Annotated in this window: 23 protein-coding genes and 1 pseudogene; 12 read left to right on the top strand and 12 right to left on the bottom strand. The window is 72.7% G+C overall.

The genetic code is table 11. From position 1 onward, the window contains the following. The first annotated feature begins 7 nt into the window (after positions 1-7). Entirely contained in the window at positions 8-1,747 is a 1,740-nt protein-coding gene (gcl, locus tag ACZ79I_RS32235; protein ID WP_471502067.1) for a glyoxylate carboligase, read from the top strand. Between the two features lie 98 nt (positions 1,748-1,845). Here gcl and ACZ79I_RS32240 read toward each other — a convergent pair whose 3' ends face one another. The 5 genes from ACZ79I_RS32240 to ACZ79I_RS32260 form a co-directional block, all read right to left on the bottom strand. Next, positions 1,846-2,367, bottom strand: a complete 522-nt coding sequence (locus ACZ79I_RS32240) for a DivIVA domain-containing protein (RefSeq protein WP_471502069.1) — start codon at positions 2,365-2,367, stop codon at positions 1,846-1,848. 49 nt (positions 2,368-2,416) lie between these two features. Next, the gene (locus ACZ79I_RS32245; protein ID WP_471502071.1) at positions 2,417-3,523 is read right to left on the bottom strand and encodes a globin domain-containing protein; all 1,107 of its coding nucleotides are present in this window, start codon (positions 3,521-3,523) and stop codon (positions 2,417-2,419) included. Positions 3,524-3,615: 92 nt separating this feature from the next. Beyond that, a complete protein-coding gene (locus ACZ79I_RS32250; protein WP_471502073.1) occupies positions 3,616-4,029 on the bottom strand; it encodes a globin family protein in 414 nt (137 codons plus the stop codon). Between the two features lie 226 nt (positions 4,030-4,255). After that, positions 4,256-5,053, bottom strand: a complete 798-nt coding sequence (locus ACZ79I_RS32255) for an SAM-dependent methyltransferase (protein ID WP_471502075.1) — start codon at positions 5,051-5,053, stop codon at positions 4,256-4,258. 96 nt (positions 5,054-5,149) lie between these two features. Then, the gene (locus tag ACZ79I_RS32260) at positions 5,150-5,920 is read right to left on the bottom strand and encodes a hypothetical protein (RefSeq protein WP_471502077.1); all 771 of its coding nucleotides are present in this window, start codon (positions 5,918-5,920) and stop codon (positions 5,150-5,152) included. Between the two features lie 171 nt (positions 5,921-6,091). On the opposite strand from ACZ79I_RS32260, the gene ACZ79I_RS32265 reads away from it, so the two are divergent. From ACZ79I_RS32265 to ACZ79I_RS32275, 3 genes are all read left to right on the top strand, one after another. Next, entirely contained in the window at positions 6,092-7,081 is a 990-nt protein-coding gene (locus ACZ79I_RS32265; protein ID WP_471502079.1) for an ATP-grasp domain-containing protein, read from the top strand. Further along, a complete protein-coding gene (locus tag ACZ79I_RS32270; protein WP_471502081.1) occupies positions 7,078-7,893 on the top strand; it encodes an ATP-grasp domain-containing protein in 816 nt (271 codons plus the stop codon). The genes ACZ79I_RS32265 and ACZ79I_RS32270 overlap by 4 nt, the downstream gene beginning before the upstream one ends. A gap of 245 nt (positions 7,894-8,138) precedes the next feature. Continuing rightward, positions 8,139-8,528, top strand: coding sequence for a hypothetical protein (locus ACZ79I_RS32275; protein WP_471502083.1), 390 nt, complete (start codon positions 8,139-8,141; stop codon positions 8,526-8,528). A 51-nt stretch (positions 8,529-8,579) separates the two neighbouring features. Here the strand turns inward: ACZ79I_RS32275 and ACZ79I_RS32280 are convergent. The 5 genes and pseudogenes from ACZ79I_RS32280 to ACZ79I_RS32300 form a co-directional block, all read right to left on the bottom strand. Next, a pseudogene (locus ACZ79I_RS32280) lies at positions 8,580-9,170 on the bottom strand (TIGR04222 domain-containing membrane protein); the annotation flags it as partial. A 157-nt stretch (positions 9,171-9,327) separates the two neighbouring features. Continuing rightward, positions 9,328-9,576 (bottom strand): hypothetical protein, encoded by a 249-nt coding sequence (locus ACZ79I_RS32285; protein ID WP_381082749.1) that lies wholly within the window; start codon positions 9,574-9,576, stop codon positions 9,328-9,330. 184 nt (positions 9,577-9,760) lie between these two features. Continuing rightward, a complete protein-coding gene (locus ACZ79I_RS32290; RefSeq protein WP_471502085.1) occupies positions 9,761-10,693 on the bottom strand; it encodes a 2-hydroxy-3-oxopropionate reductase in 933 nt (310 codons plus the stop codon). Between the two features lie 51 nt (positions 10,694-10,744). Beyond that, on the bottom strand, positions 10,745-11,584 hold the full coding sequence (locus ACZ79I_RS32295; RefSeq protein WP_471502087.1) for a TIM barrel protein: 840 nt from the start codon (positions 11,582-11,584) through the stop codon (positions 10,745-10,747). Between the two features lie 215 nt (positions 11,585-11,799). Continuing rightward, positions 11,800-12,423 carry a copper resistance CopC family protein gene (locus ACZ79I_RS32300; protein WP_471502089.1) on the bottom strand — a complete coding sequence of 208 codons (624 nt, stop codon included), beginning with the start codon at positions 12,421-12,423 and terminating at the stop codon, positions 11,800-11,802. Between the two features lie 138 nt (positions 12,424-12,561). On the opposite strand from ACZ79I_RS32300, the gene ACZ79I_RS32305 reads away from it, so the two are divergent. The 8 genes from ACZ79I_RS32305 (at position 12,562) to ACZ79I_RS32340 (ending at position 18,650) form a co-directional block, all read left to right on the top strand. Then, on the top strand, positions 12,562-13,143 hold the full coding sequence (locus tag ACZ79I_RS32305) for a copper chaperone PCu(A)C (protein ID WP_471502091.1): 582 nt from the start codon (positions 12,562-12,564) through the stop codon (positions 13,141-13,143). After that, positions 13,143-14,429 carry a Dyp-type peroxidase gene (locus ACZ79I_RS32310; protein WP_471502093.1) on the top strand — a complete coding sequence of 429 codons (1,287 nt, stop codon included), beginning with the start codon at positions 13,143-13,145 and terminating at the stop codon, positions 14,427-14,429. Before ACZ79I_RS32305 ends, ACZ79I_RS32310 begins: the two co-directional genes overlap by 1 nt. Before the next feature lie 212 nt (positions 14,430-14,641). After that, entirely contained in the window at positions 14,642-14,893 is a 252-nt protein-coding gene (locus tag ACZ79I_RS32315; protein WP_471502095.1) for a YkoF family thiamine-binding protein, read from the top strand. Then, positions 14,890-15,258 carry a helix-turn-helix domain-containing protein gene (locus ACZ79I_RS32320; protein ID WP_471502097.1) on the top strand — a complete coding sequence of 123 codons (369 nt, stop codon included), beginning with the start codon at positions 14,890-14,892 and terminating at the stop codon, positions 15,256-15,258. Before ACZ79I_RS32315 ends, ACZ79I_RS32320 begins: the two co-directional genes overlap by 4 nt. Positions 15,259-15,360: 102 nt before the next feature. Beyond that, positions 15,361-15,876, top strand: coding sequence for a 2-oxo-4-hydroxy-4-carboxy-5-ureidoimidazoline decarboxylase (gene uraD, locus ACZ79I_RS32325; RefSeq protein ID WP_471502099.1), 516 nt, complete (start codon positions 15,361-15,363; stop codon positions 15,874-15,876). After that, entirely contained in the window at positions 15,873-16,274 is a 402-nt protein-coding gene (gene uraH / locus ACZ79I_RS32330; protein ID WP_471502101.1) for a hydroxyisourate hydrolase, read from the top strand. The genes uraD and uraH overlap by 4 nt, the downstream gene beginning before the upstream one ends. A gap of 8 nt (positions 16,275-16,282) precedes the next feature. After that, on the top strand, positions 16,283-17,236 hold the full coding sequence (gene pucL, locus ACZ79I_RS32335; protein ID WP_471502103.1) for a factor-independent urate hydroxylase: 954 nt from the start codon (positions 16,283-16,285) through the stop codon (positions 17,234-17,236). 34 nt (positions 17,237-17,270) lie between these two features. Further along, positions 17,271-18,650, top strand: a complete 1,380-nt coding sequence (locus ACZ79I_RS32340) for an 8-oxoguanine deaminase (protein ID WP_471502105.1) — start codon at positions 17,271-17,273, stop codon at positions 18,648-18,650. Positions 18,651-18,805: 155 nt separating this feature from the next. Here the strand turns inward: ACZ79I_RS32340 and ACZ79I_RS32345 are convergent, their stop codons facing one another. Beyond that, positions 18,806-19,414 (bottom strand): 3'-5' exonuclease, encoded by a 609-nt coding sequence (locus ACZ79I_RS32345; RefSeq protein WP_471502107.1) that lies wholly within the window; start codon positions 19,412-19,414, stop codon positions 18,806-18,808. 104 nt (positions 19,415-19,518) lie between these two features. Beyond that, on the bottom strand, positions 19,519-20,955 hold the full coding sequence (locus tag ACZ79I_RS32350; RefSeq protein ID WP_471502109.1) for an MFS transporter: 1,437 nt from the start codon (positions 20,953-20,955) through the stop codon (positions 19,519-19,521). Between the last annotated feature and the right edge of the window lie 5 nt (positions 20,956-20,960).

Raw genomic sequence — 20,960 nt, forward strand, 5'->3', positions numbered from 1 at the left:
GTACCCCATGGCTCGTATGACCGCTGCCCGTGCGGCAGTGGAGATCCTCAAACGCGAGGGCGTCAGCAATGCGTTCGGTGTCCCGGGGGCGGCGATCAACCCCTTCTACGCGGCCCTGAAGGCGTCCGGCGGGATTCACCACACGCTCGCCCGCCATGTCGAGGGCGCCTCCCACATGGCCGAGGGCTACACCCGTACGCGCCACGGCAACATCGGCGTGTGCATCGGCACATCCGGCCCGGCCGGCACCGACATGATCACCGGCCTCTACTCCGCGACCGGTGACTCGATCCCCATCCTCTGCATCACCGGGCAGGCCCCGACCGCGGCGATCCACAAGGAGGACTTCCAGGCGGTCGACATCGCGTCGATCGCGGGGCCGGTCACGAAGATGGCCGTCACCGTCCTTGAGGCCGCGCAGGTCCCGGGCACCTTCCAGCAGGCGTTCCACCTGATGCGCTCCGGGCGCCCCGGCCCCGTCCTCATCGACCTGCCGATCGACGTCCAGCTCACCGAGATCGAGTTCGACCCGGAGACGTACGAGCCCCTCCCCGTCTACAAGCCGGCCGCGACCCGCGCCCAGATCGAGAAGGCGTTCGCGCTCCTCACCTCCAGCACGCGCCCGCTGATCGTCGCCGGCGGCGGCGTCATCAACGCCGACGCCTGCGACCTCCTGGTCGAGTTCGCCGAGCTGACGGGCACTCCGGTGGTGCCCACCCTGATGGGCTGGGGCGCCGTCCCCGACGACCACGAGCTGAACGCCGGCATGGTCGGGCTGCAGACCTCGCACCGCTACGGCAACGCGACCTTCCTGGAGTCCGACTTCGTCCTCGGCATCGGCAACCGCTGGGCCAACCGGCACACCGGCAGGCTGGACGTCTACACGAACGGCCGGACCTTCGTCCACGTCGACATCGAACCCACCCAGATCGGCAGGATCTTCGCCCCCGACTACGGCATCACCTCCGACGCGAAGGCGGCCCTGGAACTGTTCGTCGCGGTGGCACGGGAGGCGAAGACCGCGGGCGTGCTGCCCGACCGCTCCGACTGGGCCGCCGCCGCGCGGGAGAGAAAGGCCCTCCTGCGGCGCCGTACGCACTTCGACGACATCCCGATCAAACCCCAGCGCGTCTACGAGGAGATGAACAAGGCGTTCGGCCCCGACACCCGGTACGTCTCCGCGATCGGCCTCTCCCAGATCGCCGGCGCCCAGCTGCTGCACGTCTTCAGGCCGCGCCACTGGATCAACTGCGGCCAGGCGGGGCCCCTCGGCTGGACCGTCCCGGCCGCCCTCGGCGTGGCCACGGCCGACCCGCAGACACCCGTCGTCGCCCTGTCCGGTGACTACGACTTCCAGTTCATGATCGAGGAACTCGCCGTCGGCGCCCAGCACCGGATCCCGTACGTCCACGTCCTGGTGAACAACTCCTATCTGGGCCTGATCCGCCAGGCGCAACGGGCGTTCGACATGGACTTCCAGGTCAGCCTGGAGTTCGAGAACATCAACTCCCCGGAGCTGGGCGTGTACGGGGTCGACCATGTGAAGGTCGCCGAGGGCCTCGGCTGCAAGGCCGTCAGGGTGACCGACCCCGGCGAACTGGGCGCCGCCTTCGAGCAGGCCGGAAAGCTCGCCGCCGAGTTCCGGGTGCCGGTCGTCGTCGAGGCGATCCTGGAGCGCGTCACCGACATCCCCATGTCGACCACCAACGACATCGGCAATGTCGCCGAGTTCGAGGAGAGCGCCTGACAACGGCCACGGCGGCGGCCGCGGCAGCACACCGCCGGGCGCGGCCGCGTTCCACGACAACGCTCCGGGCGCGCGGCACGGACCGGGCGGTGTGACGGTCAGCCGCCGGGCGGGGGAGCCGCGGCGGCGGCCGGCGGGAGGCTCTGGGCGCGCTTGGCGGCGTACTCGTCCGCGGTGACGGCCAGGGACTCGGCGATCTGGCGCAGATAGGAGATGAGCCGTTCGGTCTCCTCCGGGCCGCCGTCGGCCGCCTGGGTGCTCTTCTCCCAGGTCTGCTGCAGGATCGCCTCCGCCTGCGCCCGTGCCGCCCGCACCATGTTCCGGGCCTGGTCGCGGGCGACGCTGACGGTCTGCTCGGCCGCCTGCTGGGCGCGGGCCTGCTGCAGCACGGCGTCCACGGTGGGCACCCCCGTCGGGCCGGTGCCGTCGCCGATGTTGTTGGCGCGGATCCAGTCCCGGTGGCGCTGCATGTCCGCCCGCAGCCGGTCGTTCTCCTCCGTCATCTCCACCAGGGCCGCGGCGCAGCGGCGCAGGGCGTCGTGCACCGCCTCCTCGCTGTAGCCGCGCCGGGTCAGGGGGGCGCGGGGGAAGGTCATCGACCGCAGTGCCTCGGGGGTCACCCGTTGTTCCCCCGGATGGTGTACTCCTGTCCTGTTCACGTATCTCCGATCACCGAGCGTCTTCGTAGTGCAGCAAGTCGTGGGGGACACCCGCGCCCGCCAGATCGCGTACCGTCGCGGAGACCATGGCCGGCGAGCCGCAGACGTAGAAGGAGCGCCCGTGCCAGGCCGCGGCGCGCAGGACAGGGCCGGCCAGGCTGCGGTTCTCGAAGGTGCCGGCGTCCGCGCCGACCAGCGGCGTGAGCCGGCACCACGGGTGAGCCTCCGTCAACTGCCGTAGCACCGGCATGTCGTACAGGCCCCGCGCGTCGCGTGCTCCGAAGAAGAGGTCCACCCGCCGCTGGGGACCGTGCCGGGCGATCTCCTCGACCAGGGCGCGCAGCGGGGCCAGGCCGGTACCCCCGGCGATCAGCACCAGGTCCCGGCCGCCGGACGCCCGGAGCGTGAGCCGGTCGCCGACCGGCGCTCCCAGCCGCAGCACATCACCTCGTCGCAGTCCGTAGACCAGGGCCGGGCTGACCAGACCGCCGTCGACGGCGCGCACATGCAACTCCACGGTCCCGTCTGCGCGCGTCGCGTTGGCCGGGGTGAACGACCGCCAGGTGCTCGGCAGCGTCGGGGTTTCCACCATGACCGACTGGCCGGCCAGGTACGTCAGCGGATGGTCCGGACGCAGCGTGATGACCGCCAGGTCGAAGCCGCGCTGCTCGTGGTGCACCACCTCGGCGTTCCACCACGGCGGATTCATCCTGCCGTCGGCCTCCGCGGCTTCCACCATGGTGCGGGCCACCAGGGTGTACGCCTCGGTCCAGCCGTGCTGCAGCTCCGGGGTCCACGCCTCGCCCAGGAAGTAGGCCAGCGTGGCCAGCAGCGCCTGCCCCACCGCCTGGTAGTGCTGCGCCACCACCTGGAACTTCCGGTGGTCGCGGCCCAGTTGCTGCAGGTACGGAACGAGCTGGTCCGGGTTGTCCGCGTCCGCGACGATCCGGCCCAGGGCGGCGACGAGACGATCGCGCTGCGCCCCCATGGCGACCGGGAACATCGGCCGGACCTCCGGCGCGATGAGGAACAGATAGGAGTAGAAGTACCGCGGTACCTCGTCCCCGGACTTGCCCACCAGGGCGAAGGAGTCTCTCAGTGCCTGGGAATCGCTCATGTCCGCCCTCCGGTGGCCGATATCAGGGGTGACCTCCAAAACTGATGGGGAGCCGGTCGACGGCTCGTCAGAAGCAGCCTCTGGGGGCCGAGTCAGCGCGGGGCGGCCTCGCCCGCCGCGACCATGGTGTTGCTGATCACGCCGTAGACCGCCGTCCAGGACTCCTCGACGGCCGGCGTCCAGGCATCGCCCGCGTAGTGGCGCAAGGCGGCGATCAGGCTCTCTCCCACGGCCGGGTAGTGCTCCGCCAGCGCGCCGTAGCCGGCGTGGCGGCGCCCCAGGTTCTGCAGCATGCCTACAAGCGTGTCGGTGTTCTCCAGGTTGGCGACCAGCGCACCCAGTGCGGCCCACAGGCGGTCGCGCTGCTCATCGAGGTGAGCCGCGAACAGCGGGCGCACGCTGGGGTGGTGGGCGAAGAGGTGGTCATAGAAGTACGCGGTCAGCTGCGGCCCGTGGGGCTGGACGGCAGCGAAGCTACTCCGGATGAGTGAGGGGTCTGCGGTCATGCGTGCCGACTGTAGCCAGACGCACACGGGTCGAACAAGCTGGGTCCGGAACGCTCGCCGAGCGGCGGCGGAGGGGCCGGGCTGCGGTGGTCCCATGGTTGCGGGCACGTGGAGGGCGGTCCCAACGGCTTTCGGCTGCACGCGTGTTGAGAAAACGAACGCGCTGTGACCTTCGCCATATAGGAGTCGGGTCCGCCTCCTCGGCTACACTGCCGTGCCGGCCGCGTCAGCCGTTCCTGCGCGCCACGCCCCCGTAGAAGCCGATCTCCTCGGAACCCGCAGGCGGCGGGCTGTCCGGGCGCCAGAACGGGACCTGGGCGAGGCCGGGCTCGACCAGCTCGAAGCCGGTGAAGAACCGCTCGATCTCGGCGCGGGACCGCAGGTTCAGGGTGGCGGTGGCCTTGTTGTAGACGGCCTGGGCATCGCTGCGGTCGGCGAAGTCGTCCGTGGCGTGCGACAGCACCAGGAAGCTGCCGGCCGGCAGCGCGTCGCGCAGGGTGGCGACGATCCGCTCGGGGTCCTCCGCGTCGGTGAGGAAGTGGACGACGGCGACGAGGAGCAGGGCGACCGGCTCGTCGAAGTCGATGACCTGGCGGACATCGGGGTGCTCCACGATGGCCCGCGGGTCGCGCAGGTCGGCGAGGACGATGCTGGTCGAGCCGGAGCGGCTGAGCAGCGCGTCGGCGTGCACCTTCACGATCGGGTCGTTGTCGATGTACGCGACACGCACGTCCGGCGCCACCTCGTGGGCGATCTCGTGCACGTTCGGCGAGGTGGGCAGCCCGGTGCCGATGTCGAGGATCTGGCGGACGCCGCCGCCGACGACGTAGCGGACGGCACGCCGCAGGAAATCGCGGTTGGCCCGCAGGCCCATCCGCACCTCGGGCGCCGCGGCGGCGAGTTCGTCGCCGGCCTGCTGGTCCACCTCGTAGTTGTCCTTGCCGCCCAGCAGGTAGTCGTAGATCCGCGCGGGATGCGGTCTGCTGGTGTCGATCTCCTCGGCGCGGAAGCCGCCCTGTCTCACACTGTGCTCCTCTCGACGCCCGCCACGGCTCACCTGCACGTGCACGGCCGGCGTCAGCTTCCCACATCAACTTCTGCACACGTGCCACCAGTTCGCTCAGGGGCGGCTGCCGTCCGCCGCGTCCAGCGGTATGAGGTTGTTGGCGCTCAGCAGGTCGCCGCCGATCGGCGACAGGACGGCCTCCCGCAGTTCTCCCACGCCGGGGTCGCTGACCGACACGGTCAGGGTGTAGGCCGGCTGGCCCGTGATGGTGTTCGAGGAGTCGATCGGGGCCAGAAGGCCGTCCATGACATGCGCCCCACGGTAGCCGGGGCACAGGGCCCGCACCGGCAGGGTGACCTCGGCGGCACCGCCGCCGCTCGCGTCGATGTGCATCGCGCCGTCGCGGCCGGCGCGCGTGGGACTGGTCCAGGTGACGGGCAGCCCGTGCGCGCCGCCGATCAGGCCGTTCGGTCCCTCGATCTCCACGGCGACTCCGTCCGTGCCCAGGGTCCGGGACAGTTTCAGCGGCTGTTTCCCGCCGGGCGCGAAGAGCAGCTGGATGGTGAGGCGGCCGGGGGCGTTCGCCCGCTGCTCGTATCCGTAGGAGCCGAGAACGAGCTGCGGGCCGGCGGGCTGCGGCGGTTCGTCGCTGGGCGCGGGGGAGGAGGCGTCCGCGGGCAGCGGAAAGTGGTGGAAGCCCTTGACCCCGCACTCACCGCCGTCGGTGACCCCGCCTCCGTCCAGGGCCACGGCCCGTGCGGGGCCCGGCGGGGCGGGCTCCCTCCACTCGAAGGGGCTTTGCCGGTAGACGACGGCGATCGCGACGGCGATCACGGCGGCGGCCGCGGCCGCCCACGGAACCGCCGCCCGTGCCTTGTCGTCCATGGGACCTCCTCCGAACGGCAGGATGCCAGCCGGTCCCGCGGAGCCGGGGACCGACCCCGATGACCGGGACCTCCGTGGCCGCGGGACGGCCCATGACATCCTGTGGCGTCACAGGACGTCACAGGATGCCGGACGGCAAGGGCGGGAGTCCGGAGGTTACGGGGAAGATGGATGAAGCTCTGCTTTCTGGTGGAGGAGCAGTACCGCCACGACGGCATGCCGGTCGAGGTGATCCGCCAACTGACCTCCTGGGGACACCAGGTGGACGTGCTGCGGCCCGGCGGTTCGCTGCTGCGCATGACGGAGGCGGTACAGGCGAGCACCCATGACGCATGGGTGCTCAAGACGGTCTCCGGAGGCCCGGGGCTGACCTTGCTCGAAGCCGCGGCCTCGGCCGGGATGACCACGGTCAACGACGCCCGGTCCATACGGGGCGTACGGGACAAGGCGCTGGCCGCCGCCATCGGCCGCAGCCGCGGGCTTCCCCTGCCGCCGACCTACGCGGCGGCGCGGCCCGAACTCCTCGCCGAGATACCGGCGTCGGAGTACCCGCTGGTGGTCAAGCCCGCCGACGGCAGCTCCGGACGGGCCGTGCACCTGGTGTCGTCGCCGGACCGGCTCGCCGCGATGGTCCCCGAACTGGCCGGAGAGGGCATGCTCATCGCCCAGCCGTATGTGGCCAACTCGGGTGTCGACGTGAAGGTGTACTGCGTGGGCGGCGAACTGTACGCGACCGAGCGCCGCTCCCCGCTCCACCCGCACCGCGCGGTGCGGGAGCGCCGCATCCCGCTGTCGGCCGAGGTGGCCGCGATGGCCGCCCAGGTCGGAGCGGTCTACGGCCTCGATCTGTACGGGGTCGACGTGGTGCTGGGTCCCGACGGCCCCGTGGTGGTCGACGTGAACGACTTCCCCAGCTTCCGGCAGGTCCCCGACGCGGCGGCGCGAGTGGCACGAGCCGTGCTCGGGCTGGCCCGTACCGGCCGGCCGTCCGCCGCGGCCGAGGTGGCGGACGTGGTTGCCGCGGCCGAGGTGGCGGACGCGGCCGCCGCGGCCGACGCGGCCTCCGCCCGCCCGCAGCAGCACCCCGCTGCCGCGGGGACGCCGTTGACGCTCCGCGCGCATCCCGCGCAGCTCCCCGTGGCGATGGGCGAGAACGTATGAGGATCGCCCTGATCACGCCGGATCCCGGTCATCCGCTGCTGGCCGCCACCGCCGCCCTGCTCACCCCCCGGCATCACGTGGAGACACTGGACCCGGGAACGGCGGCGGAAGCCGCCGGGCCGCTCGCCGACGTCTACCTGCTGAAGTCCCGTACGCCACGCGCCCTGGCCCTCGCCCACGCCCTGGAGCGGCGCGGCGCCCGCGTGGTGAACTCCGCGGCCGCCACCGCGCTGTGCCAGGACCGCGTGGCGATGGCCGAACACGCCCGCCGGGCCGGCCTCCCGTTCGCGGCCACCCGCACGGTCACCACACCCGCTCGACTGGCGTCCGGCCCGCGGCTGTCCGGCCCCGTGGTGGTCAAGAGCCGCCACAGCCGGCGGCACGACCTGGTGGCCCGCCTCGACGACGGCGCCCGCCTGCGGGAACTGGCCGCCGCCTGGCCGCAGGAGCCGGTCGTGGTCCAGGAGTTCGCGCCGAACAGCGGCTGGGACCACAAACTGTGGGCGATCGGGGACCGGTTGTTCGCAGCCCTGCGCCGTTCCGAACTCTCTCCCGGGGGACGGGGCCCCACCCTGCCGCTCGCCCCCGACGGCCTGCCGCCCGGCTGGCCCGCCCTGGTGCGCCGGGTCGGCGAGGTCTTCGCGCTGGACGTCTACGGCGTGGACGTGATCGACACGGGCGACGGCGCCCCGCTGATCGTGGACATCAACGCCTTCCCCGGAGTCCGGGGCCAGACCGGCGCTCCGGAGGCCCTCGCGGCACTGGCCCTGCGCGAAGCCGGCCGGCCGGCACATGAGGGCCAGGCGGGGTGAGGCGGCGGGGGCGCCGACCTCCGCTCCTGGCCGGCGCCGGACCCGGCACGGCACCAGGCCCGGCACGGCGTCGGGGCCCGTGCGTCCCACCCGTGTTGTCAAGGTTTTCGCCCGCAACGCGGCGGTCTTTCGGCCGGGGCCGAACCATGCTGCGGACGCGGGGCGCCCGGGGCAGGCTGGTCGCGACCACCACGACACCGGCGGCCGTTCACCGCGGCGGCACACCGACACAGGGGGATCCACACGTGAGGACATCTGCCCGCAGGTTCTCGGCTCTCGTCACGGCCGGCATGTCGCTGGCCGCGCTCGGCACCTTCTTCACCGGCACCGCGGAGGCGGCCAACCCGTGCTGGTGGAGCAGCGACGGCATGCACATGTACTGCAACAACGTCGTGGGGGCGAGGGTCTACGCCACCCCCGACACCAGCCACCCGGTCGGCATCATGTACTCGAACCCGAGCTGGTTCGAGTGCCGCACCGACCACGGCGCGTACGTCGGCGGCCCGCACCCGTACCGGTGGGAGTACACGGAGGCCGACAACGGCCAGTGGGGTTACATGAAGGACACCGACATCTACAGCGAGACCGACCCCCTGCCCGACAGCATCGGCAACGGCATCCCCCTGCCCTGCTGACCCGGTACCGCACGTCCGGGGCCGCGGGCCGGAGGGGTCCGCGGCCCCGGATCACACGCCGGCGCAGTTGACGCCGGCCCCGGCCCCGCCCTCGCCGCCTCCGCCCCAGGACTGCCGCAGGTTCCGCTCCGTGGTCCCGCCCCGCCCGACGAGTCCAGCCTCCCGTGTGAAGCGCGGCACGAGCGAGATCAGGGCCCGGTCGCCGTACAGGGCGACGGCGAGCAGGAGTTCGTCCTCCGGCAGGCCCCTCCCGGACGCGGGGAGCGGGTGCCGGTCGCGCAGCGACCTCAGCGAGCGCCGGCCGGCCGTGGTGCGGCCCGGCGGGAAGCCGCGCAGCAGCCCGGCGGCCACCAGGTCCCCGCGCAGCCCGGCCAGGGCGCCGCGTACGCCCCGCCGGTCCACCAACTGCCGCATGCCCGCGGGACGGTAGAGCGCCGAGTGCACCGCCTTCGGCAGGGCGGGCAGGGCCCGTCCCGCCCCGCTGAGTGCCCGCGTCGTCCGCATCGTGCCCGCCCGGCCGGCCTCGACGGCTCCCCGCAGATGCAGTGCGAGCACGGCGACCGTGACGGCGGCGCGGGGACCACCCCGCAAAAACGCGATCCTGTGCGGCTCCAGCCGGTCCGTCGCCGTGTCGTCCATGAGGGCCCCCGAACGAGACGGGGGCCCGCCGCCCCCGTGCCGGCGGGCCCCGTGTGCCGAGGATGTGCCCGCGACGGGGGTGAGTTGAAGCCCCCCGACAGGTGTTCAGAGGTTCATTTGAGGGTTGCGTAGACGGCGTACGCCCGTCGGTGTAGCCGGCTCACCCGCTCTCGTGCCCGGCCTCGTGCTCCGACAGCCCCGGCCAGTCGTCGGGACCGCCGCCCTGCCATTCGATCAGGTCGCTCTCCTCCACCTCGATCCGGTCGAGATCGACCAGGCGCAGGATCTCGACGACGTCGTCCAGGTGGCTGGCGATCCCGAGGGTCACCTCACCCTCGGTGACCCGCCGCGATCCGTCCAGCGCCGGGGCGTGCACCACGATGTGCGCATGTTCCGTTGGCTGCTCCATCTCTTCAGGCTGCTGCCGGGGGGCCGGATTCGCACCCGGGAACACCGAGAGCGCCGGACGCGGGACGGTCCGTGTCCGGTGTCCGGTGTCCGGTGTCCGCGGGTTCCGGGCGGGGCCGCCGCCTGGGCGCGACAGGACAGGTGTCGGCGACGGCGCCGCCCGGAGTTCTGGGGCCCGGGCGGGGTCAGACCCGCGCGCCGGACAGGCGCTCCACGCCCCGCAGCAGCGCCGAGTGGTCCAGGCCGCCGTCGCCCTGCGCGCGCAGTGCGGCGACCAGTTGGGCGACCACGGCGCCGACCGGCAGGGCCGCGCCGACCTCGCGGGCCGCGTCGGTCACGATGCCCATGTCCTTGTGGTGGAGGTCGATGCGGAAGCCCGGAGCGAAGTCACGGCGGAGGAAGTTGTCCCTCTTGCGGGCCAGGACGGTGGAGCCCGCAAGGCCGCCGCCCAGCACGTCGAGGGCGGCCTCCAGGTCCACGCCCGACTTCTCGAGGAACACCACGGCCTCGGCGCACGCCTGGATGTTCACGGCGACGATCAGCTGGTTGGCCGCCTTCACGGTCTGGCCCGAGCCGTGCGGTCCGCATCGCACGATGGTCCTGCCGAGTGCCTCGAAGAGGGGCCTCGCCGCGTCGAAGTCGGCCTGCTCGCCGCCGACCATGATGGACAGCACGGCCTCGACGGCCCCGGCCTCACCGCCGGACACCGGGGCGTCCAGCACCCGGATCCCCTTCTCCCGGGCGTTGTCCGCCAGGTCGACGGAGGTCTGCGGGGTGATGGAGGACATGTCGATGAGCAGGGCGCCGGACCTGGCGTTCTCCAGGATGCCGTCCGGGCCGTAGGCGACCGCCTCGACCTGCGGGGAGGCGGGCACCATGGTGATGATCACGTCGGCGTCCCGTACGGCCTCGGCGATCGAGCCCGCGGGGGTGCCGCCGGCGGCGGCCAGCCGGTCCAGCTTCTCCCGCTCCAGGGTGTGGCCGGTGACGTGGTACCCCGCCTTGATCAGGTTCTCCGACATGGGGGAGCCCATGATGCCGAGGCCGATCCAGGCGATCGCCGGGCGGTCCGGGCGGTCCGGTCGGTCCGGGCGGGAAGCAGCTGCAGGGACGGTCATGAGGGTGCCTCTCTCACTGCGGTGCTACGTCTGGTGGTCGGCGTTCGACGCTCAGCGGGCCGCCCGGGCCTCGGCCGGCAGCCAGTCGAACGCCTGCGCGCCGGGACCGTCGCCCGGCTTGTACTCCAGGCCGACCCAGCCCTCGTAACCGGCCTTCCGGAGACGGTCGAGGAGGTCCTCCAGGGGCAGCGAGCCCGTACCGGGGGCGCCGCGGCCCGGGTTGTCGGCGATCTGGACATGACCGGTCCTGCCGGCGTACCGCTCGATGGCCCGCGGCAGGTCCTCGCCGTTCATGGACAGGTGGTAGAGGTCCATCAGGAAGCGCGCGTTGCCGAGCCCCGTGGCCCGGTCGACCCGGTCGACGACGTCGATCGCGGCCGGGGCCGACACCAGGGGGTACCGCGGCGACTCCGGCTCGTTCAGCTCCTCGATCAGCAGGATCGCGCCGATCCGGTCGGCCGCCCGCGCCGCGAGCACCAGGTTCTCCAGGGCCAGCGCGTCCTGCTCGGCGGGGTCGACGCCCTCGACGCGGTTGCCGTACAGGGCGTTGAGGGCCCCGCATCCGAGTGCTTCCGCGAAGCCCGCCGCCACGTCGATGTTCGCGCGGAACCGCGCCGACTCCTCGCCCGGGACCGACAGGGCGCCGCGGTCCGGGCCCGGTAGCCGTCCGGCGTAGAAGTTCAGGCCCGTGAGCCGAACCCCCGCGTCCTCGATCGCCTGCCTCAGGGCGTCCAGCTCGGACTGCTCGGGGCTCGGGGAGTCGACCCAGGGCCACCACAGCTCGACCGCGGTGAAGCCCGCGGCGGCGGCCGCCGCGGGGCGCTCCAGGAGCGGGAGCTCCGTGAAGAGGATCGACAGGTTGACGGTGAAGCGCTGGTCCGCGAATCCCATCCGGGTCCGCTCCTCTCCCTCTCGACGTCCACCGTTCCGATGCTTTGATCCCACGCTTGGAATTCCGCATCTCGAAATATAGTTTCTGTCTAACGGAAGCCTGCCGGGAGGTGCGGACGACTGTCAAGAGCGCACGCGAAAAGGGACCCCGCAGCGCACACCAAAAGGGCCCCGCGCCGATCGGGCGATCGGCGCGGGGCCCTGTGGACGCGACGTCAGCGGTCGCGCCGGCGTGCCGAACGGCGGGAGCGGGCGTCGACGGCCAGGAGCCCCACCACGAGCGCGACGAGCGCGCCCCCCGCCGCCCACCAGACCCAGTCGGCCAAGCCGCCGGAGCCGCCGGACGCCACCGGTCGCGCGGGCGGGGACGACGTCCGCGCCGCGGGTGCGGACGGCGCCGTCGTCGGCGGGGGCGAGGGCCGGGCGGCGGCGGCCGCCGCCTTGTCCGTGCTGGTGAAGGTGAACCGGCCCTGGAGCGGGGCCCCGTCCGCCGCCACGGTCCGCCAGGTCACCTGGATCGTGCCGGTCGGCAGGGCCCGGACCCTTTGCCGTACGTCGGCGTTCAGCACGCTCGGTGTGCCCTCGCTGTAGTACGACCCGTCCGGTCCGGTGACCGCGACCGTCGTGTACTGCTGGTTCACCGGGCCGTCGAAGCGCAGCGTGACGGTCGTCGGTGCCTTGGCCACCACGGAGTCCGCGGCCGGGCTGGAGCCGAGCAGCTGGGCGTGCGCCGACGCCGGTGACGCCGGCAGGAGGACCGACAGGACGGCCAGCAGCAGGGCCGGTATCACCGGCAGCCGGGCCGGACGGAGCGGGCGGGAGGAGAATCTGCGCTTCACATACCAGTATGTCGGGCCCGGCCCCCGGAAAGTTCCCGCGGATCCACCGCCTTCCCGTGGGAACTTTCCGCCCGTGCGGCCCGACCCCTTGTGCAAGTGCGGGGGTGACGCCGCAACCGAGCCGGAGGACATCAAGTCATGAGCACCACCACCAAGACCACACCGAGACGTTCCACCCGCCGCGGTGTCCTCGCCGCCACCGCGGCGGTCGCCATAGGGATCGCCGCCCTGGCCGGCTGCGGCTCGGGCGGGTCGTCCTCCTCCGGGAAGGCCGACGCCACCGCGACGCCCGCCGGGGCCAAGGCCACCCCTGCCGTGGCGCCGGTGACCGTGAAGGACCCGTGGGTGAAGGCCGCCGACGGCAAGATGACGGGCGTGTTCGGCACCCTGGTCAACAACACCGACGCCGAGATCACGGTTGTGTCCGGCGTCTCCACCGCCTCCAAGATGCTGGAGCTGCACGAAGTCGCCGACGTGAACGGCAAGCCGATGATGCGCCCGAAGAAGGGCGGCTTCGTCATCCCGGCCAAGGGCAGCCACGTACTCCAGCCGGGCTCCGACCACGTGATGCTGATGGGCCTGGCCAAGGCCGTGAAGCCCGGTGACGAGGTCACCGTGACCCTGACGTTCAAGGACGGCCGGACCGTGAAGTTCACCGCCGTCGCGAAGGCGTTCGCGGGGGGCAAGGAGAACTACATGCCCGGCATGAAGAAGAGCTGATGCCCGCCATGGACAAGAGCCCCACACCCCCCGCCGCGTCCACCGACACGGCCGGGGGCGGCGCGGCGCTCGGCCGCCGCCGGCTGCTGTCCGGCGGGGCGCTCACCCTCGGTGGGGCCCTGGCCGGGGCCGGAATCGTCGCCGCGGCCGGCGATGGTTCCGGCACTGCCTCCGGCACCGGTGCGGCGCGGCCGCAGAACGTCGCCTACGGTGTGCAGAAGGTCCCCTTCCACGGCCGGAACCAGGCGGGGATCGCCACCCCGGCGCAGGCCCACGGCGTGTTCCTCGGCTTCGACCTGGCTCCCGGAACGGACCGCGCGGCGCTCGGCCGGATGATGCGGCTGCTCACCGACGACGCCGCGCGCCTCACCCAGGGCGAGCCGGCTCTCGCCGACACCGAGGCGGACCTCGCGGAGCTGCCGGCCCGGCTGACCGTCACCTTCGGGTTTGGCCCGGGTCTCTTCAAGGCCGCCGGTCTGGAGGACCAGCGGCCCGCGTCGCTCACGCCCCTGCCCCGTTTCTCCATCGACCGGCTCCAGGACCGCTGGAGCGGGGGCGACCTGCTGGTGCAGATCTGCGCCGACGACCCGGTCACCGTCGCGCACGCGCAGCGGATGATCGTCAAGGACGCACGCTCGTTCGCCCGGCTGCGGTGGACGCAGCGCGGGTTCCGTCGCGGGCGCGGCATCCAGGACGACGGTCTGACGCAGCGCAACCTCATGGGCCAGCTCGACGGCACCGCCAACCCGGTACCCGGCCAGGACGCCTTCGCCAAGGCGGTGTGGACCGACTCCGGCCCCGACTGGCTGCGCAACGGTGGCACGACCTGCGTGGTGCGGCGGGTCCGCATCGAGCTGGAGACCTGGGACGCCGCCGACACCAAGGCCAAGGAGTTCACCATCGGCCGGCGTCTGCGCACCGGGGCCCCGCTCACCGGCACGCACGAGAAGGACGTTCCCGACTTCGAGGCGAGGGACGCGCTCGGCTTCCCGGTCATCTCGGAGTTCTCGCACGTGCGGCGGGCCCGTGTGAACGAGGACCGGCTGAAGATCTTCCGCCGCCCGTACAACTACGACGACGCGCCGGACTCGGGCGGACGCCCGGACACCGGACTGCTCTTCGTGGCCTACCAGCGCGACATCGGCGAACAGTTCCTGCCCATCCAGCGCAGGCTCGCCGACTCCGACCTCCTCAACACGTGGACCACCCCGATCGGCTCCGCCGTCTTCGCCGTCCCGCCCGGCTGCTCCCCCGGCGGCTGGATCGGCGAGACCCTGCTGGGGTAGACGGCGAGTCGACAGCGCCCCGGCACGAGCGTGGGAACACGCGGCCGGGGCGCTGGTCGTTCTCCCCGCCGGCCGCGGGATCGTCTCCCCGCCGGCCGCTGGGGCGCGGACGGCGAGTCCGTTAAGGTCGTCTCGGAGCGAGCCCTGGATGTGTCCTCTCGGCCGGAGGGCTGAGACACCGCGCAGGCCGAAGCCGATGCCATGGGGGCACAGTGCGACTGAGAGTGGAATTCACGACCGAGCCCTTCGATCTCGACGAGGCGCCCGCGCACGCGCTGGTCGCCCGTGAGGTCATCGAGGCGGCGGACCTCGACGCCGTCGACGTCGGTCCGTTCGGCAACACCGCCGTGGGCGGCGCCGACACGGTGCTGACCGCGGTCGACGCGCTGCTGCGCAAGACCCTTCAGGCCGGTGCCACCCGGATCTCGCTGCAGGTCAACGTGGTGGGGGAGGGCGGCAGATGACCGCAACCGGGGACGAACTTTTCATCACGGCCGTGAAACCGCTGGTCGACGCCATGGGCGGCGAGATGCTGCCCCCGGACCAGGCCGGCCCCGACGACGTGGTGCTCGCCTGGCAGGGCGCCGACGTCGTCGCCGTACGGCTGCCCCAGTTCGCCGACTCTCTCGATCACATCCTGGCCGCCATGGAGCGCAAGCGCGGCAAGCCGCTGGCGGAGCTGGACCGCAAGGCCAAGCAGGAGGTCGTACGGATGCTGGAGGCGCGCGGCGCCTTCTCCGTGCGGCACGGGGTGGAGACCGTGGCGAGCGCCCTCGGCGTCAGCCGCTTCACCGTCTACAACTACCTCAACCGTGAGAAGCAGGTCTGACCGCGGGCCGCCGAGCAGAATTTTCAACAAAGTGTTGACGTCGTCACGCGCAGGGCGTTAGCTGGTCGCAGCCCGTTCCGGACCAAGGCCACGGAGGCCCTCGTGACCTCGACTTCCGCGCCGCCGGGTCTCGCCCGGTTCAACGCCCTGGAGCAGCACGCGGCCCTGGCCGTCCTCCGCGAGGCATGCGCCTCCACGGCGTGGGCCGGCCGACTGGCCGCCGCGCGCCCCTACCCCACCGCCGACGACCTCTACGCCGCGAGCGACGCCGCCCTGGCCGAGCTGACCGCGGCGGACCTCCGGGAGGCGATGGCCGGGCACCCGCCGATCGGCCGCCCCACGCCCGGGGACCCCGCCTCGGCCCGGGAGCAGCGGGGCATGGCGGGCGCCTCCGAAGAGCTCAAGGCGGAGATGCTCGAACTCAACCTGGCCTACCAGCAGAAGTTCGGCCATGTCTTCCTGATCTGCGCCACCGGCAGGACCGGTGGGCAGATGCGCGACGCGCTCAGGGAACGGATCGGCAACCCGCCGGAGCAGGAGCGGGAGATCGTCCGCACCGAACTGGGCGGGATCAACCGCATCCGGCTCGCCCGGCTCCTCGACGAGGACGGCGCATGAGCGGCACCCGGACCACCGCCTCCGTGTCCACACACGTCCTGGACACCAGCGCCGGCCGCCCCGCCCCGGGCATCGCCGTCCGCATCTCCGCCCGCCCGGGGCGGGACGCGGACTGGCGGGCGCTCGGCGGCGCCGTGACCGACGCGGACGGGCGGTGCGCGAGCCTCCCGGCCCCGCCGGAGGGAACCACCCATGTGCGGCTCGACTTCGCGGTCGGGGCGTACGCCGAGAAGAAGCAAGCCGATGCGCAGCAGGACGCCCCCGCGAACCGGGACAGCGGTGCCGTAGGAGCCTTCTTCCCGGAGGTGGCGATCACGTTCGCCGTCGAGCCGGGTGAGCACTACCACGTGCCGCTGCTGCTCAGCCCGTTCGGCTACTCCGTATACCGAGGGAGCTAGCAGACACCATGGCAGTCCACTCCCACCCGGCCCGCCCCGTGATGCTGGGACAGAACCAGTACGGCAAGGCCGAGAACCGGGTCGTCCGGGTCACGCGGGACGGCGCCACCCACCACATCAAGGACCTGAACGTGTCGGTGTCGCTCTCCGGCGACATGGACGAGGTCCACTACTCCGGCTCGAACGCCACCGTCCTGCCCACCGACACCACCAAGAACACGGTGTTCGCGTTCGCCAAGGAGTACGGCATCGACTCCGCCGAGCAGTTCGCCATCCACCTCGCCCGCCACTTCGTGACCTCCCAGGAGTCCATCCACCGCGCCCGCATCCGCGTCGAGGAGTACGCCTGGGACCGGATCGCCGCATCGGAGGCCGCGGCCGCGGCCGCGCCGGCCGGCCCCGACGAGCCCCGGCACTCCTTCGTCCGCAGCGGCCGGGAGACCCGCCTGACGCAGATCACGTACGACGGCTCGTCGTGGGAGGCCGTCTCCGGCCTCAAGGACCTCGTCGTGATGAACACGACCGACTCCGAGTTCTGGGGCTACGTCAAGGACGGGTACACGACCCTGCCGGAGGCCCGCGACCGCATCCTGGCCACCCGGGTCTCCGGCCGCTGGCGGTTCAACTGGACCGGCGGCGAACAGAAGGCGCCCGACTGGGAGGAGTCCTACGAGCAGACCAGGACGCACCTGCTGCGGGCCTTCGCCGAGACCTACTCCCTGTCGCTGCAGCAGACGCTGTACCAGATGGGCGCGCGCATCATCGACCACCGCGCCGAGATCGACGAGGTCCGCTTCTCGCTCCCGAACCAGCACCACTTCCTGGTCGACCTGGCGCCGTTCGGGCTGACGAACGACAACGAGGTCTACTTCGCCGCCGACCGGCCGTACGGCCTGATCGAGGCCACGGTCCTGAGAGACGGCTGCGAGGCGAGGATCCCCGCGGACCTCACCAACCTCTGACCTCCGGCCTCCGACGGACAAGGACGAACGAACCATGGCAGCAGCCCGGCGCATCGTCATCGAGAACGGCGCGATCGCGACCGTGGACGCCGACGACACCGAGTACGCCTCCGGGCACGTCGTCGTGGCGGGCGACCGCATCGAGGCGGTCGGCGCGGGCAAGGCCCCCGAAGGACTGGAGAACGTCGTACGCCGCATCGACGCGTCCGGCCACCTCGTGACCCCCGGCCTGGTCAACACCCACCACCACTTCTACCAGTGGCTCACCCGGGGCCTGGCCACGGACCACAACCTCTTCGACTGGCTCGTCGCGCTCTACCCGACCTGGGCGCGCATCGACGAGACGATGGTCCACGCGGCCGCGCAGGGCTCGCTCGCCATGATGGCCCGCGGCGGGGTGACCTGCGCCATGGACCACCACTACATCTACCCGAAGGGCGCCGGCGACCTGTCCGGCGCCATCGTCCGCGCCGCCCGCGAGACGGGCGTCCGCCTCACCCTGGCCCGCGGCTCCATGGACCGCGGTGAGAAGGACGGCGGCCTGCCGCCGGACTTCGCCGTCGAGACACTTGAGGGCGCGCTCGCCGCGACCGAGGCGACCATCGACGAGCACCACGACGCCTCCTTCGGCGCCATGACCCAGGTGGCGGTCGCCCCCTGCTCGCCGTTCTCCGTCTCCACCGAACTCCTCGCGCAGGGTGCCGAACTGGCCCGTCGCAAGGGCGTGCGCCTGCACACCCACGGCTCGGAGACGGTGGAGGAGGAGAAGTTCTGCCACGAACTGTTCGGCATGGGCCCGACCGACTACCTCGCGTCGACGGGCTGGCTGGGCGAGGACGTGTGGATGGCGCACTGCGTCCACATGAACGACTCCGACATCGCCGCCTTCGCCCGGACGGGGACAGGCGTCGCCCACTGCCCGTCGTCCAACGCCCGTCTCGCGGCGGGCATCGCGCGTGTCCCGGACATGCTCGCCGCCGGCGTCCCCGTCGGCCTCGGTGTCGACGGCACCGCCTCCAACGAGTCCGGCGAACTGCACACCGAACTGCGCAACGCGCTCCTCATCAACCGCCTGGGCCCCCATCGCGAATCGGCCCTCAACGCCCGTCAGGCGCTGCGCCTGGGCACCTACGGAGGCGCCCAAGTCCTGGGCCGGTCCCACGAACTGGGCTCCCTGGAACCGGGCAAGCTCGCCGACCTGGTCCTGTGGAGGCTCGACACGCTGGCCCACTCCTCGATCGCCGACCCGGTGACCGCCCTGCTCCTCGGCGCGGCGGCGCCGGTGACCGCCTCGTTCGTCCACGGCCGGCAGATCGTGGAGAACGGCCGGCTGCTGCACGTCGACGAGGACGCCGTCGCCCGCTCCACCCGGGAGCAGGCCCGCCGCCTGGCCCGGATCGCCGCGGGAGGCTGACAGGTCCGCGGCTCCGGCCGGGAGTGACGGCTCCCGGCCGGCGGCCGTGGACCCGAGCGGGGTCCACGGCGGCCGTCGCCGGGGCGCGCAGGGACGGGGGTGCGCCCCGGAGCGGTCCCGGATGCCGACGCGACGGCCGCCCGCGCGATGCCCGGCTATGCGCCCCGGGCCGGCGCGGGGCCCGGCCACGCCATGAGGTTCGCGAGCAGCTCCGCCTGCTCCACGGCGTCGTCCAGCGCATGGTGGGTGTGGCGGCGGCGGGACAGCAGGTGGCGGGGCATGGTGCCCTTGGCCACCGCCCGCAGCGGCAGGGCCGCCTTCGTCGCGTACAGCGTCTTCATGTCGAGGCAGCCGGAGTGGCCGAACGGGCTCGCGCCGGTGAAGCGGATCAGGTACCAGTACAGGAACGTCCAGTCGTACGAGGCCGGGTAGCCGCACATCACCGGCTGCGCGCCCACGCTGACCTGCCGGACCCAGTCCGCGAACTCGGCGAGGGCGACTGCCGGTTCGGCGCCCTCGGTCTTCAGCCGCTCCCGGTCGAGGCCGCTCACCGCCAGCGCCTCCGGCACGAAGTCTTCGCTGATCGGGCGCAGTTCGCGGTAGAACGTGCGCTCCTCGGGGTCGGCCGGGGTGAACCCGTCGGCGTCCTGCACCCCCGCGACGGCGGCGCCGAGGCTCAGCATGGAGTAGGGCCCCGGGATCGGGCCGTCCGCCTCGACGTCGATGGAGACGTACAGGCTGGGCTTGATCTTTCGTGCTGCCATGGACGTGCAGCATGGCAGCCCGGTACGGCGGCCCGCACCCGGATATCGGGCGCGTCGGAGTGACACCGCGGCGGCGCGACGGCGCAGCGGCCGCCGCCCCCCGCTCACCGCGGGCCGGGCCGCAGCACGGCCGCCGTCAGCGCCAGGGCGGCCGCCGAGAGTGCCGCCGCCACCCCGAAGGCCAGCCGGTAGCCCGCCGCCGTGGCGGGGACCAGTTCCGCACCCCGGGCGAGCAGCCCGTCGGTCCGGCCCGCCGCCAGCGTCGAGAGCATCGCGAGACCCAGCGAACCGCCCACCACCTGCGTGGTGTTGAAGAGCCCGGACGCCAGTCCCGCGTCCTCCTCCCGCACCCCGGACATCGCGAGCCCGGTCAGCGCGGGCATCGCGGCCGCGAACCCGGCGGCCTCCAGCAGCAGCGTCGGCAGCACGTCGGTGACGTAGGAGCCCTCGACCGGGGCCCGGGCGAGCAGCACCATCCCGGCGACGATCAGCACCAGGCCGGCCGACAGCACCCGGTGGGCGCCGAACCGGCCGATGGTGCGTGCGGACAGCCCCAGCATCAGCACGCCGATCGTGACCGGCGTGGGCAGGAACGCCGTACCCGTGAGCAACTCGCCGTAGCCGAGGACGCGTTGCAGGTAGAGCGCGCCGATGAACTGGAAGCCGTACATGGTCCCGATCAGCAGGATCTGGACGGCGTTGGCGCCGGTCAGCAGCCGGGAGCGCAGCAGTCGCAGGCGCAGCAGCGGTCGCGGGGCCCGCGCCTGCCGGACCGTGAACGCCGCGAAGAGGGCGAGCGCGAGGGCGGCCAGGAGCAGGGTGGCGGCAAGTCCGCGGCCGCCGGAGCCGACGATCGCGTACACCGTGAGCGTCAGCGCGCCGGTGACCAGGACAGCCCCAGGCCAGTCGGCCCCCTTTCCGAGCCCGGCGCCGTTCTCCGGCGCCAGGACACGGACGGCGGCGAGCCAGGACGCCACCCCGATCGGCAGGTTGATGAGGAAGATCCAGTGCCAGCCCAGGGCCTGCGTCAGCGCCCCGCCGAGAAAGGTGCCGAGCGCCCCGCCCGCCGCCCCGACCGCGCTGAACACCGCGATGGCGCGGGCCTGTTCACGCGGCTCGGGAAAGAGGGTGATCAGCATGCCGAGCACCACAGCCGACGCCATCGCCCCGCCGGCCCCCTGCACGGCCCGCGCCGCGATCAGCACGCCCCGCCCGGTGGCGACCCCGCACAGCACCGAGGCGGCGGTGAAGACGGCGAGTCCCGCCGCGAACATCCGCTTGCGGCCCACCAGGTCCCCGAGCCGTCCGGCCAGCAGGAGCAGCCCGCCGAACGGGATCAGGTACGCGTTGACGACCCAGGCGAGCCCCGGACCGCTGAAGCCCAGATCGCCCTGGATCGCGGGCATCGCCACGGTGACGATGTTGCCGTCCAGGATCGTCATCAGCGTTCCCGCGCACAGGACGGCCAGGGAGGCCCAGCGGGAGTACGTCCGATGCGGCGACACCGGTGCCGGGGGCGATGACGTGGTCCTGATCGACATGGCCT

The sequence above is a fragment of the Streptomyces sp. PSU-S4-23 genome (assembly GCF_055632315.1).